Genomic DNA, 12,830 nt, shown 5'->3' with positions numbered 1-12,830 from the left:
CCGTGCGAGGAGCACCCCATGACGCAGCGCACCCCGGTCCGAACCGGCCCGGAGGCGACGGCATGCGACTGCTGATCACCGGCGGAGCCGGGTTCATCGGCTCGCATTTCGTCCGTACCCTGCTCGACGGCGGCTACCCCGGGCACGAAGACACCCGGGTCACCGTGGTCGACAAGCTCACCTATGCCGGCAACCGGGACAACCTGCCCCGGGCGCACCCGCGGCTGGAGTTCGTCCGCGGCGACATCTGCGACACACAGCCGCTCGGCCGCGTCCTGCCCGGCCATGACGCGGTGGTCCACTTCGCCGCCGAGTCGCATGTGGACCGGTCGGTGCGGTCCGCGGCCGAGTTCGTCCGCACCAATGTGGGCGGCACCCAGGCCCTGCTGGACGCCTGCCTGGCGGCCGGCGTCGAGCGGGTCGTCCATGTCTCCACCGACGAGGTCTACGGTTCGATCGCGGAGGGCGCCTGGACGGAGGAGTGGCCGCTGCTGCCCAACTCCCCGTACGCCGCGTCCAAGGCGGCGTCCGACCTGATCGCCCGTGCCTACCACCGCACCCACGGCCTGAACGTGTCGATCACCCGCTGCTCGAACAACTACGGCCCGTACCAGCACCCCGAGAAGCTGATCCCGCTGTTCGTGACGAACCTGCTGGAGGGCAAGCCGGTTCCGCTGTACGGCGACGGGCGCAACGTCCGCGAATGGCTGCACGTCGACGACCACTGCCGGGCGATAGCCCTGGTGCTGGACCGGGGGCGGCCCGGCGAGATCTACCACGTCGGCGGCGGCGACGAGCGGACCAACCGGGACGTCACCGAACGGCTGCTCGCCCTCTGCGGCGCCGACCGGTCCCAGGTGCGGCAGGTGGCCGACCGCAAGGGCCACGACCTGCGCTACGCCCTGGACGAGACCAAGATCCGCGAGGAACTCGGCTATGCCCCGCGCGTCCCCTTCGAGCGGGGGCTCGCCGAGACCGTCGCCTGGTACCGCGACAACCCCGGCTGGTGGAAGGCCGTCAAGCACCGAAGCGAACAGTCCGCCCGACCGCACCAGGAAGGCAGCGCCTCATGAACGCCCACAAGGGACTGATCCTCGACGAGACCGTGAAATACCATCAGGACCTCCAGAACGAACGTCGCTTCGTGCCGGGGACGACGGAGATCTGGCCGGCCGGCGCGGTGCTGGACGCGGCGGACCGTACGGCCATCGTCGAGGCGGCGCTGGACATGCGGATCGCCGCCGGCCCCAGCGCGCGCCGGTTCGAGTCGCGGTTCGCGCGCAGGCTCGGCCACCGCAAGGCGCATCTGACCAACTCGGGCTCCTCCGCCAATCTGCTGGCGCTGGGCGCCTTCACCTCGCACCTGCTGGAGGACCGCCGGCTGCGGCCGGGCGACGAGGTGATCACGGTCGCGGCGGGCTTCCCGACCACGGTCAACCCGATCATCCAGAACGGGCTGATCCCGGTCTTCGTCGATGTGGAGCTGGGCACCTACAACACCACCGCGGCCCGGGTGGCCGAGGCGATCGGCCCCAGGACCCGGGCGATCATGATCGCGCACGCGCTGGGCAACCCCTTCGAGGCGACCGAGATCGCGCAGCTCGCCGAGGAGCACGACCTCTATCTGATCGAGGACAACTGCGACGCGGTGGGCTCCACCTACGACGGCAGGCTCACGGGCACCTTCGGGGACATCACCACGGTCAGCTTCTACCCCGCCCACCATCTGGCCATGGGGGAGGGCGGCTGCGTACTCACCTCGAACCTGGCGCTGGCCCGGATCGTGGAATCGCTGCGTGACTGGGGCCGGGACTGCTGGTGCGAGCCGGGCGAGACCAACAAGTGCCTCAAGCGGTTCAGCTACCAGATGGGCACGCTCCCCGAGGGCTACGACCACAAATACATCTTCAGTCACATCGGTTACAACCTGAAGGCCACCGACATCCAGGCCGCGCTGGGCCTGTCCCAGCTCGACAAGCTGGACCGGTTCTGCGCGGACCGGCGCCGCAACTGGAAGCGGCTGCGCGAGGGCCTGGACGGCATACCGCACCTGCTGCTGCCCGAGGCGACCGTACGCAGCGACCCGAGCTGGTTCGGCTTCGCGCTCACGGTCGACCCGGACGCCCCGTTCACGCGGGCCGCCCTGGTGGACTTCCTGGAGGGGCGCAAGATCGGTACCCGGCGGCTGTTCGCCGGCAACCTGACCCGGCACCCCGCCTATATCGGCAGCCCGCACCGGGTGGTCGGAGAGCTGACCAACAGCGACATCATCACCGACCAGACCTTCTGGGTCGGGGTCTACCCGGCGCTGACCGACGAGATGCTCGACTATGTGATCACCTCGGTGAAGGAATTCGTGGGGGCCCACTCATGACCACCGCACCCACCACCACGGCGGCCACGATCGCCGCCGGCTCCGTACCCGCCCCCGCCGGTCCCGCCGGCGCGGTCCGGCTGCGCTCCCGGCTCGACCGGGAGCTCCCGCACCGCTTCGCGCGCTCCGCGGCCACGCCGGAAAGCTCCCATCTGCGCACCGAGGACGTCGCCGGCTGGCTCGACGAGCGCCGTGCGACCCACCGCTTCCAGGTCGACCGCATCCCGTTCGCGGAGCTGGACGGCTGGTCCTTCCAGCAGGACACCGGCAATCTGGTCCACCGCAGCGGCCGGTTCTTCACCGTCGAGGGGCTGCGGGTGGCGACCACCTCCGGCCCGTACCGCCAGTGGCACCAGCCCATCATCAAGCAGCCCGAGGTCGGCATCCTGGGGATCGTCGTCAAGGAGTTCGACGGCGTGCTGCACCTGCTGATGCAGGCCAAGATGGAGCCGGGCAACCCCAACCTGCTCCAGATCTCGCCCACCGTCCAGGCCACCCGCAGCAACTACACCAAGGCCCACCGGGGCGCGGACGTGCGCTACCTCGACTACTTCACCGACCGCTCGCGCGGCCGGGTGCTGACGGATGTGCTCCAGTCCGAGCACGGCGCCTGGTTCTACCGCAAGAGCAACCGCAACATGATCGTGGAGGCGCTCGGCGAGGTCCCGCTCCACGAGGACTTCCGCTGGCTGACGCTCGGTCAGGTGGGCGAGCTGCTCCGCCGTGACAACGTGATCAACATGGACGCGCGGACCGTGCTGGCCTGCGCCCCGTTCTCCGACGCCGAGGGCGTCGCGCTGCACTCCGACACCGAGCTGCTGTCCTGGTTCACCTCCGAGCGGGCGCGGCACGACGTGGAGGCGGAACTGATCCCGCTGAACCAGGTTCCGGGCTGGCGGTGGGGCGAGAGGTCGATCGACCACGAGGACGGCCGCTACTTCAGTGTGGTCGCCGCCTCGGTGCAGGCCGGCAGCCGCGAGGTCAGCGGCTGGACGCAGCCTCTGTTCGAGCCCAAGGGCCTCGGGATGACCGCGTTCCTCACCCGGCGGATCGACGGGGCCCCGCATCTGCTCGCGCACGCCCGGGTGGAGGCCGGGTTCAAGGACACCGTCGAGCTGGGGCCGACCGTGCAGTACACGCCCTCGAACTACGCGCACCTGACGGAGCGCCCGCTGTTCCTGGACACGGTGCTGAACGCCGATCCGTCGCGGATCCGGTACGAGGCGGTGCACTCGGAGGAGGGCGGCCGGTTCCTGAACGCGGAGAGCCGCTACCTCTTCGTCGACGCGGACGAGACGGACGCGCCGCTCCAGGCCCCGCCGGGCTATCTGTGGGTCACCCCGTACCAGCTCACCCGTCTGCTGCGGCACAACCACTACCTCAATGTGCAGGCCCGCACACTGCTGTCCTGCCTGACCTCGGGAGCGGTCCGACTCTGATGGAACCGTTGCGCATCGGCGTGCTCGGCTGCGCCGGCATCGCCCGCCGCCGCATGCTGCCGGCCTTCCGCGCCTGTCCCGGCACGGAGCTCGTCGCGATCGCCTCCCGGGACGGCCGCCGGGCCCGGGAGACGGCCGCGGAAGCCGGCTGCGAGCCCGTGCACGGGTACGCGGAGCTGCTGGCCCGCCCCGACATCGACGCCGTGTACGTACCGCTGCCGGCGGCTCTGCACGAGCGGTGGGTACGGGCGGCCCTGGAGGCCGGCAAGCATGTGCTGGGAGAGAAGCCGCTCACCACCGACCCGGCGGCGACCGCCGCGCTGGCCGCGCTGGCCGCCTCCTCGGGGCTGGCCCTGCGGGAGAACGTGATGTTCGTCCACCACTCCCAGCACGCCGCGGTGCGGCACCTGGTCGCGGACGGGGCGATCGGCGAGGTCCGGGCCTTCCGTGCCGCGTTCACGGTGCCCCGGCTGCCCGACGGCGACATCCGGTACGACCCGGCGCTGGGCGGCGGCGCCCTGTGGGACACCGGCGTCTACCCGGTCCGCGCCGCCCTGCACTTCCTGGGCGAGGACCTGGACGTTGTCGGCGCCACCCTGGTACGGGGCGGCCCCGGCCGGGCCGTGGACACGGCGGGCGCCGCCCTGCTCAGGGACGCCGCCGGAGTGGGCGCTCAGCTCACCTTCGGGCTGGACCACGCCTACCGGTCGGGGTACGAACTGTGGGGCAGCACGGGCGTCCTCACGGTGGACAGGGCGTTCACCCCGCCGGCCGGGATGCCACCGCGGGTCCGGCTGGAGCGTGGGGCCGCGACCACGGAGATCGACCTGCCGGCGGACGACCAAGTGCTGCGTACGGTCGCCGACTTCGCCGACGCCGCCCGTACCGGCGCCGCGCTCGACACCGCGGTGCTGCGCCAGGCGGCCCTGCTGGAGCGGATACGCGGGAGCGCGTCCCCCGGCTGAGGGGTCACGCGGAACTCCGGGAGCCGCGCCGGCCGCTTCACCGGCGCGCCCGGCGCGGCTCCCGGGACCGCGCACGACCTGTCATCCCGTCATCTCTTCCCCGCATCCCCGCATCCCCGCATCCCCCGCATCCCCGCACACCGCCGCCGTCTCCGCGGCGACGGCCCTCGAACCCCTGGGAGTTGCCCCCGTGTCCGCTGCACCGCCTCCCGCACCGCCACGCCCGCACGGCCATCTCCCGGTCTCCGCCGGGGCCGGGCCGGCGGTGCGGTCCGTCACCCTCGACGCCGACGGCATCCCCCTCTCGGGGCTGCTGGCGCGGCCCCGGCAGGGGCCGTCCCGGGCGGTGGTGGTCGCCCTGCACGGCAGCGGTATGAGCGCCGGCTATTTCGACAACCGGGCCAGGCCCGGACTGTCGCTGCTCGCCCTCGGGGCCGAACTCGGCTACACCGTGCTCGCGCTGGACCGGCCCGGCTACGGCGCCTCGGCCCGGCCGATGCCCGAGGGGCAGAGCCTGGCCGGGCAGACCGCGGCGCTCCACGCGGCCCTGGCCGGCTTCGCCCGAGAGCACGAGCCCGGCGCGGGATTCTTCCTGCTCGCGCACTCCAACGGCGGCCGGCTCGCACTGTCCACGGCCGCGGGCGAGCACCCACCGCCGGGCCTGATCGGGCTGGACATCTCCGGGCTGGGCAGCGCGTTCGCGGTCGGACCCGATCAGTTGCCGGGGACCGGCACCCGAGGGGCCTGGCGTCGGCACTGGGGGGCACTGCGCCTGTACCCGCCGGACGCGTTCCGGCTGGGGCAGCGCCTGGTGACACCCGTGCCGGCGCGGGAAGCCCACGAGACCGTGCTGTGGCCGCGGATGTACCCCGGCCTCGCGGCCCGGGTGCGGGTGCCGGTCCGGTACACGTTCGCCGAGCAGGAGCAGTGGTGGCGGTGTGACGACGAAGCCCTGCGCGAGCTGGTGACTCCGCTGGCCGCGCGGCGGGTCCGGGTGGACCGGCAGCCGGACGCCGGGCACAACATCAGCCTGGGCTGGGCCGCCCGTACCTACCATCTGCGGGCCCTGGCCTTCCTGGAGGAATGTCTGCTGGCACGGGACGCGGCGGCCCCCCGGCGTATCTGAGCGCTGTCCCGTATTTGACGGCGCGGAATGAAACCGACCGGAGCGGCGCACACTCCTGACGCAAGTTGACATCGGCCTGACACGGGGACGGTTGCACCCGGAATCCGCTCACTGGAGACTCAAGTGCGTCCCGAGCACGAATCCCCCTTCCATTCCGACATTCCGCGACAGGGTCCGCAACAGAAAACCTTTTCCCGTTTCTGACGAGGAGTAAATTCCGTGCGATTCAATCTCATGGGCCCCTTCGAGATCGTGACCGACGACGGCAGGACCTACCGTCCCGGCACCCCGAAGGTCTGCCAGACCCTGGCACTGCTGCTCACCCGGCCGAACGAGATCATCACGGCCGAGTCCCTCATCCAGGAACTGTGGGGGGAACGTCCGCCGCGCAGCGCCGTCACCACCCTCCAGACCTACGTGTACCACGCCCGCCGGATGTTCGTGAACGAGCGGCTGGGCGACCCCGACCGCCCCCTGATCGTCACCTGCCCGCCCGGGTACGCGATCCAGGTGGACGACGACGGGGTGGACGTCCAGGTCTTCGAACGCCTGGTCAACCACGCCCGCACACTCCTCGCGGACGGGGACGCGGCCCTGGCGCTGCGCACCGTCGGGCAGGCGCTGGAGCTGTGGCGCGGACCTGCCCTCGCCAACTTCCCCGCGGGTGACGTGCTCACCGGTCATATCGCGCACCTGGAGGAGCTGCGCATCCGGGCGTACGAGATCCGGATCGAGGCCACGGCCGAGCTGGGCCAGCACCGGGAGTCGATACCGGACCTGCGCCGGCTGATCAGCGACTACCCGCTCAACGAGTGGTTCCACAGCCGGCTGATCGCCGCCCTGGGGGCGACCGGCCGCCGGGCCGAGGCACTCCAGGCCTACCAGAACGTGCGCCGGCTGCTCGCCGACGAACTGGGCCTGGAACCCTCACTGGAGCTCAAGCGGCTCCAGCTCGGGCTGCTGAACCCGGAGCCGCCGCGGACGGCGCACCGCGATCTCGTCGGTGTGAAGTCGGCCTGAAAAACCCCGAACGCGGAAGCGGGAAAGGAAAAACGACCCGGAGGGATTTCGTCCTCCCGGGCCGTTTCTTCTTTCTTGTCCGTCCGCCTTCCGCCGCTATCCCTCGTTCCGCTCCACGCCGGAGAGCGAACGCAGAATCGCGGTCTGCCGGGCGTCCCGCACCCGGACCCACTCCTCGTAGGTCCGGGAACCGTACGCGGCCTCCGCCTGCTCGATGAGGGAGTTGACGGTGGCCTCGTCCATGGACGGCCGGCCCAGCACCTCCCAGCCGCGCTCCAGACCCGCTCCCAGGGTGCCCAGCCACTTGCGCAGACCGCCCTGGCCGCCGCCGAGGTGGAAGGCGAGGAAGGGGCCGACGGTGGCCCAGCGCAGACCGATGGAGTGGGTGACCACCCGGTCCAGCTCCTCCAGGGTGACCACACCCTCGCGTACCAGATGCACCGACTCGCGCAGCAGCGCGGACTGGAGCCGGTTGGCGGCGAACGCCAGGATCGGCTTGTGCAGCACGACGGGCACCCGGCTGACGGACTCGAAGAACTCCACCGCCTCGCGGACCGCGTCCGGCGAGGTGCGCTCACCGGCCACGACCTCCACCAGCGGCACCACGTGCGGCGGGTTGAAGGGGTGGCCGACCACCAGGCGCGAGGAGTCGGCCATTCTCGCGCCCAGGTCGTCGGGGCCGAGGGTGGAGGTCGAGGACAGGATCAGCGCCCCGGCCGGCGCGGCCTTGCCGATCCGCTCGAACAACTCCTGCTTGAGCTCCAGGTTCTCCGGCGCGTTCTCGACGACGACATCGGCGTCGGTGACCGCGCGGTCGAGGTCGGGCTCGAACTCCAGGCGTGCGGCGAAGCCCGCCGGGTCGGCCGTGCCCTCGGGCAGATAGGGCGCGAACAGGTCGAGGGCTTCCGCGACGACGCGCGGCGCGTCCGCACGGCGGCTGTTGACCCGCACCCGCAGACCGTGGCCGAGGAACAGGGCGATCCAGCCCAGGCCGATGGTGCCGGCGCCGATGACGGTGACCGTACGCGGCCCGCCGCCGGCCGCCCCGGTGTTCTGCGTGGGGGTCCCGCTCACGCCCGGCCCTCCTTCAGCTTGGGGATGACCCGCTCGGCCATCAGCCGCATGGAGGTGGCCGCGTCCTCGAAGGACAGATGGCCGGAGTGCACGCCCAGACTGATGGTGATGTCGTCGCCGAACCACTCGGCGATCTGCTCCAGTTGGGCGCGGACCTGCTCGGGCGAGCCGATCAGCAGCTTGTTGTGCTTCAGCTTCTGCTCGAAGTGGGAGGTCCTGGTGGCCTCGGCCAGTTTCTCGTAGCCCGGGTAGGCGTCGGAGCGGGTGTCGGCCCACGAGGCGACGGCGTCCCGGATCGCGGCGGTGTTGCGCTCGTCGTCGTAGCGCCCCTTGCCGCGGGCCTCCTCGCCGTCCTTGGCCACCACGCACGGGTAACTGAAGTGGATCTGCTCGGTGCCGGGGGTGCGGCCGGAGGCGGCCCACTCGGCGCGGTAGCTCGCGACGCGGCTCTGCATCTCCTCGGTGGACATCACGTTCGGCACCGACTGGAGGCTGTGGCCCGCCCGGCCGGCCTCGGCGCAGGCCTCGGCGCTGCGCGCGGTGGTGACGAACACCGGCGGGTGCGGCTGCTGCACCGGGCGCGGCAGCAGGGTGACCGGGCCGAACCGGTGGAAGCGGCCCTCGAAGACCACGTCCTCCTCGGACCACAGCCGCTTGATGGCCTCGACACCCTCGACGAACCGGTCCTTGGACTCGTCGAGCGGGATCCCGAACGCCTTGAACTCGTCCGGCAGGAAGGCCCGGCCGAAGGCCGCGTCGACCCGGCCGCCGGAGATGTTGTCGAGCATGGCCAGCTTGCCGGCGAGTTTGACGGGGTGCTGGAAGGCGGGGATGGTCGCGCTGGTGCCCAGCCGCACCCGCTCGGTCCGGCCGGCCGCCGCGGCCAGGAAGGTCACGGGGTCGGGGCTGTAGCCGCCGTAGGGGAAGAAGTAGTGCTCGACCATCTTCACATGGTGGAAGCCGAGTTCCTCGGCCAGGTCGACCAGGCGGAGCGCCTCGTCGAAGTACTGCCGGCCGGACCGGTCGGCGGGGCCGACGGTGGGGAAGAAGACGATGCCGAATTTCATGGGAACTCCTCAGTCCCGGCCGGAGCCGTCGTGGCGGAGGTCGCGTTCGCGGACCTGCCAGCCGCCGTCCGCCGGCACCAGGTGGTCGTGGCAGACGACGCTGGCGAAGATGTCGAGGGCGCCGCCCCGGGGGGTGCGCATGGCCAGCGCGTAGGTACGGGTGCGCAGTGAGCCGTCCGCCTGGGGGCGGACATCGAGCATGGCCAGCCAGTGCCGGAAGTCGATCTTGTCCGTGTCCAGCCGGGCCTGCCGGGCGGTGGCCGACTCACGGATCGCGGCGCGTCCCTCGACCGGGGCGTTCAGCCGGCTGGCCTCCTGGAACGTGGCGTCCTCGGTGAAGGTCTCGGCCCATTCGGCGGGCCGGCCGTCGTCGATCAGGCCCATCTGGCGGGCGTAGAACTGCTGGACCCGCGCGTACAGTTCGGCGGAGACGAAGGGCTCCGCCGTCCCTGGCGTGAGAAGGGTGTCGCTCATGGAGACTGCCTTTCCTCAGGAGGTGCCGGTGGCCCGGCCGGGGATGGTCGTCGCAGGAGTGCGGGGGCCCGGCGGCGTGGCGTCGGCCAGCAGCCGTGCCCCGTAGCCGGCACCCGCCGGGTCGAAGCGGAGGGCGACATGGCCGGCCAGGCCGTGGATGTCGCGCCAGACCCGCTGGAGCGGATGTCCGGCCTGCTGGGCGGAGCTGCCGGCGGTGCGCAGCAGCCGTTCGACGGTGTCGACCAACTGCTCGACGGCGTACGCGCAGTCCGCGGGGCCGCGCACCTGCTCGACGGGGGACGCGCCGGGCGCGTCCGCCACCCGCGCGGCACGTTCCAGCAGCAGGGCCGCGGCATCGGTGGCGATGGTGGCGCGGGCCAGGACACCGGCCGGGACCGGGTTCTCGGCGCCGCCGCCGGGGGCCGTGTGCGCGGCCCAGGTGCGCAGCGCCGCGCGGGCGGCGCCGAGCGCGGGTGCGCCGAAGAGCGGACCGCTGAGCAGGCGCAGCGGGGCGGTGTGGCAGCGGGCACCGGAGCCGACACTGCGGCCGGTGAGCATGTCCTCGCGGGCGAAGCCGCGGTGCGCGGGGACGAAGACATCGTCGACGACCAGGGTGTTGCTGCCCGTCCCGCGCATGCCGACCGGGGCCCATGTGTCCGCCACCCGGTAGTCGTGGCGCGGCAGGGCGAGGAACCACGGGACCCGCGTTCCGTCCTGTGGCACCGGAGCGCACACCAGTGCCCAGTCGGAGAAGTCGACGGCGCTGGTGAAGGGCCACTCGCCGGTCACCCGCCAGCCGCCGGCCACCGGGGTGGCGCCGCCGTGCGGGATGAGCGCGCCCACCACCACGGTGTCCGGCCCCTTGGACCACAGCTCGTGCTGCCCCTCCTCGGGCAGATAGGCGCCCATCCGGGCGGCGCCCGCGATCACCGAGGCGCACCAGGCGGCCGAGGTGCAGCCCTCGGCGACGGCCGAGACGGCGTGCAGCAGGTCGCCCGTGGTGCCGGCGTCCCCGCCCCGGTGGGCGGGGACGAAGTGCCGGGCGAACCCGGCGTCGACGACGGCCTCGGCGACCGCCCGGGGCAGTACGCGCTCGGCGTCGGAGCGTTCGGCGTGGCGGGCGGCGGCGACGGCCGCCTCCCGCGCCGCGGAGACCAGATCCGTACCGGATCTCGGCCGACTCGGCATCGTGGACCACTTCCTCGTTCCTCGGGGCACGCGGCCAGACGGGCGGACAACACCGCCACCCTGGCCGGGAGCGATCCAGCGCCGATGGAGCACGGCTCGACGTCCGCCCCGGACCGGCGGGGCCGGGGCGCGGGACGCGGCCCTCGACCCGGGTTCGACCGGGGGCGTGCAGCCTCGGAGGACAAGGGGCACCCGGTGGCCCCGGGCCTACGACGACGTGAGGTGAGGATCGGTGAAGGGAATCATCCTGGCCGGAGGGAACGGCACCCGGCTGCACCCCATCACCCTCGGGGTGTCCAAGCAGTTGCTGCCCGTCTACGACAAGCCGATGATCTACTACCCGCTGTCCGTGCTGATGCTGGCCGGTATCCGCGACATCCTCGTCATCTCCTCGCCCCGGGACCTGCCGCAGTTCCGCGGGGTGCTCGGGGACGGCCGCCCGCTGGGCATCCGTCTGTCGTACGCCGAGCAGGCCCGGCCCAACGGGCTCGCCGAGGCGTTCACCATCGGCGCCGACCACATCGGCGACGACTCCGTCGCCCTGGTCCTGGGCGACAACATCTTCCATGGGCCCGGCTTCTCCCTGCTGCTCCAGGAGCACACTCCGCACACCGACGGCGCCCTGCTGTTCGGTTACCCGGTCCGGGACCCGGAGCGGTACGGGGTGGGGGAGGCGGACGAGAACGGCCGGCTCATCTCACTTGAGGAGAAGCCCGCCGAGCCGCGCTCCAACCGGGCCATCACCGGCCTGTACTTCTACGACAACGATGTGGTGTCCATCGCCCGGAGTCTGCGTCCCTCGGCCCGCGGCGAGTTGGAGATCACCGATGTCAACAAGGAGTATCTGGCCCGGGACAAGGCCCGGCTGGTGGATCTCGGGCGGGGCTTCACCTGGCTCGACACCGGCACGCACGACTCGCTGCTGGACGCCGGGCAGTACATCCAGACCCTGGAGCACCGCCAGGGCCTGCGGATCGCCTGCATCGAGGAGGTGGCGCTGCGTCTGGGCTTCATCGACGCGGAGCGGTGCCACCAACTGGGCGAGCGGCTGGGCAAGTCGGGGTACGGCCAGTACGTCATGGAGATCGCCCGGTCGCTGCGGGACGCCGGACCCCGGGAGCGGGCGGGTTCGCTCGCGGGACCGCGCCACGACGGCATCTCCGCGATGCCCACCGCGGTGTGACCCGCCCCGCCGTACGACACCGTACGGCGCGGGATTCCGGCTCGGGAACAGTTCGGGCCGGGCGTCGGCGTAGCGTGCCGGTGTGGAGGAACTGGCAGATGGGCTCGGGAGTTCGCACGAGTCCACCGACCTCGTGGAGGGCACGATGACCGACCGTACGCACAGCACCGAAGGCACGCAGGAGGTGACCCTCTGGGTCGATCCGGTCTGCGCCTGGACCTGGATCGCCTACACGTGGCTGCGTGAGGCGGCCACGGTGCGCCCGCTGTCGCTGTCGGTCCGTCCGACCGGGCTGGGCTATCTCCAGGGGGCTCCGGGCCAGGACGAGGAGCACGCGAGATTCCGGGAGCTGGCCCCGGGCCCCGTGCGGGTGCTGGCCGCCGCCGCGGCCGGACACGGCGCGCAGGCGGTCGGCCCTCTGTACGAGGCGGTGGCGCGCCGCTTCCACGGGGCGGGCGGGCTCTACGAGGGACTGCACGAGCGGGTGCGGGGGCTGTCCGTCCCGGCCAAGCGGGAGATCCAGGCCTCGCTGCTGGAGCAGGCACGGGACGTGGTCCGCGAGGCGCTCGACGAGTGCGGGCTGCCGGCGCGGCTGGCCGAGGCCATGGGCTCGTCCGCATGGGACGAGGACCTGCGCGCGTCGCATGGGTCGATTCCGCGCGACGGGCAGGAGCTGGAGATCCTCGGGGTACCGGTGATCTCGGTGGGCGGCCGGGTCGGGGTGTTCGGTCCGGTGCTGCGTTCCGCGCCGGCCGGGGAGCGCGCGGGCGCGCTGTGGGACGGCTTCGCCGCCCTGGCGAGCGAGGACGCCTTCCTCGAACTGCGCCGGGTGACCCCACGCCCGGTACCGGCACCGGCGGGCTGAGCCGCCGGGAGCGGCACGAGTACGGGCGGGGCCCGGCGGACCCGCTCCGCCGGGC

The 12,830-nt window shown here is 72.3% G+C and carries 12 protein-coding genes; 8 read left to right on the top strand and 4 right to left on the bottom strand.

Annotated elements, in window-relative coordinates; translation table 11 throughout:
* The first annotated feature begins 62 nt into the window (after positions 1 to 62).
* The 6 genes from rfbB (at position 63) to ACFYYH_RS19015 (ending at position 6,924) form a co-directional block, all read left to right on the top strand.
* On the top strand, positions 63 to 1,073 hold the full coding sequence (rfbB, locus tag ACFYYH_RS19040) for a dTDP-glucose 4,6-dehydratase (protein ID WP_388552024.1): 1,011 nt from the start codon (positions 63 to 65) through the stop codon (positions 1,071 to 1,073).
* The gene (gene rfbH, locus ACFYYH_RS19035; protein WP_388552023.1) at positions 1,070 to 2,374 is read left to right on the top strand and encodes a lipopolysaccharide biosynthesis protein RfbH; all 1,305 of its coding nucleotides are present in this window, start codon (positions 1,070 to 1,072) and stop codon (positions 2,372 to 2,374) included. Before rfbB ends, rfbH begins: the two co-directional genes overlap by 4 nt.
* Positions 2,371 to 3,813 (top strand): NDP-hexose 2,3-dehydratase family protein, encoded by a 1,443-nt coding sequence (locus tag ACFYYH_RS19030; RefSeq protein ID WP_388552022.1) that lies wholly within the window; start codon positions 2,371 to 2,373, stop codon positions 3,811 to 3,813. Before rfbH ends, ACFYYH_RS19030 begins: the two co-directional genes overlap by 4 nt.
* Complete coding sequence (locus ACFYYH_RS19025; RefSeq protein ID WP_388552020.1) at positions 3,813 to 4,778, top strand: Gfo/Idh/MocA family protein; 966 nt, start codon at positions 3,813 to 3,815, stop codon at positions 4,776 to 4,778. The genes ACFYYH_RS19030 and ACFYYH_RS19025 overlap by 1 nt, the downstream gene beginning before the upstream one ends.
* A 190-nt stretch (positions 4,779 to 4,968) precedes the next feature.
* A complete protein-coding gene (locus ACFYYH_RS19020) occupies positions 4,969 to 5,904 on the top strand; it encodes an alpha/beta hydrolase (protein ID WP_388552018.1) in 936 nt (311 codons plus the stop codon).
* A 219-nt stretch (positions 5,905 to 6,123) separates the two neighbouring features.
* Positions 6,124 to 6,924 carry a BTAD domain-containing putative transcriptional regulator gene (locus tag ACFYYH_RS19015; protein WP_388552016.1) on the top strand — a complete coding sequence of 267 codons (801 nt, stop codon included), beginning with the start codon at positions 6,124 to 6,126 and terminating at the stop codon, positions 6,922 to 6,924.
* Positions 6,925 to 7,020: 96 nt separating this feature from the next.
* Here the strand turns inward: ACFYYH_RS19015 and ACFYYH_RS19010 are convergent, their stop codons facing one another.
* Genes ACFYYH_RS19010 through ACFYYH_RS18995 form a run of 4 tightly spaced genes read right to left on the bottom strand, consistent with a single transcriptional unit; the run spans position 7,021 to position 10,727 of the window.
* Complete coding sequence (locus ACFYYH_RS19010) at positions 7,021 to 7,998, bottom strand: 3-hydroxyacyl-CoA dehydrogenase NAD-binding domain-containing protein (RefSeq protein ID WP_388552014.1); 978 nt, start codon at positions 7,996 to 7,998, stop codon at positions 7,021 to 7,023.
* Positions 7,995 to 9,065: an LLM class flavin-dependent oxidoreductase gene (locus ACFYYH_RS19005; protein ID WP_388552013.1), complete on the bottom strand. Its 1,071-nt coding sequence runs from the start codon at positions 9,063 to 9,065 to the stop codon at positions 7,995 to 7,997. The genes ACFYYH_RS19010 and ACFYYH_RS19005 overlap by 4 nt, the downstream gene beginning before the upstream one ends.
* A gap of 9 nt (positions 9,066 to 9,074) precedes the next feature.
* The gene (locus ACFYYH_RS19000) at positions 9,075 to 9,539 is read right to left on the bottom strand and encodes a nuclear transport factor 2 family protein (protein WP_388552011.1); all 465 of its coding nucleotides are present in this window, start codon (positions 9,537 to 9,539) and stop codon (positions 9,075 to 9,077) included.
* Between the two features lie 15 nt (positions 9,540 to 9,554).
* Entirely contained in the window at positions 9,555 to 10,727 is a 1,173-nt protein-coding gene (locus ACFYYH_RS18995) for a hydrolase (RefSeq protein WP_388552009.1), read from the bottom strand.
* Between the two features lie 232 nt (positions 10,728 to 10,959).
* On the opposite strand from ACFYYH_RS18995, the gene rfbA reads away from it, so the two are divergent.
* Together rfbA and ACFYYH_RS18985 are read left to right on the top strand one after the other, a co-directional pair.
* Positions 10,960 to 11,910: a glucose-1-phosphate thymidylyltransferase RfbA gene (gene rfbA, locus ACFYYH_RS18990; protein WP_388552007.1), complete on the top strand. Its 951-nt coding sequence runs from the start codon at positions 10,960 to 10,962 to the stop codon at positions 11,908 to 11,910.
* Between the two features lie 82 nt (positions 11,911 to 11,992).
* Complete coding sequence (locus ACFYYH_RS18985) at positions 11,993 to 12,775, top strand: hypothetical protein (protein WP_388552005.1); 783 nt, start codon at positions 11,993 to 11,995, stop codon at positions 12,773 to 12,775.
* Positions 12,776 to 12,830: the final 55 nt, after the last annotated feature.

The sequence above is a fragment of the Streptomyces sp. NPDC002018 genome (assembly GCF_042890865.1).
Classification (GTDB): Bacteria; Actinomycetota; Actinomycetes; order Streptomycetales; family Streptomycetaceae; genus Streptomyces.
The sequence above is the reverse complement of the archived record's forward strand: the minus strand, read 5'-3'. Positions and strand labels throughout refer to the sequence as shown.

Excerpts from the sequence above, each read along its gene's own strand:
- rfbB (WP_388552024.1), top strand. The coding sequence starts at position 63 with ATGCGACTGCTGATCACCGGCGGAGCCGGGTTCATCGGCTCGCATTTC.
- rfbH (WP_388552023.1), top strand. The coding sequence starts at position 1,070 with ATGAACGCCCACAAGGGACTGATCCTCGACGAGACCGTGAAATACCAT.
- ACFYYH_RS19030 (WP_388552022.1), top strand. The coding sequence starts at position 2,371 with ATGACCACCGCACCCACCACCACGGCGGCCACGATCGCCGCCGGCTCC.
- ACFYYH_RS19025 (WP_388552020.1), top strand. The coding sequence starts at position 3,813 with ATGGAACCGTTGCGCATCGGCGTGCTCGGCTGCGCCGGCATCGCCCGC.
- ACFYYH_RS19005 (WP_388552013.1), bottom strand. The coding sequence starts at position 9,065 with ATGAAATTCGGCATCGTCTTCTTCCCCACCGTCGGCCCCGCCGACCGG.
- ACFYYH_RS19000 (WP_388552011.1), bottom strand. The coding sequence starts at position 9,539 with ATGAGCGACACCCTTCTCACGCCAGGGACGGCGGAGCCCTTCGTCTCC.
- ACFYYH_RS18995 (WP_388552009.1), bottom strand. The coding sequence starts at position 10,727 with ATGCCGAGTCGGCCGAGATCCGGTACGGATCTGGTCTCCGCGGCGCGG.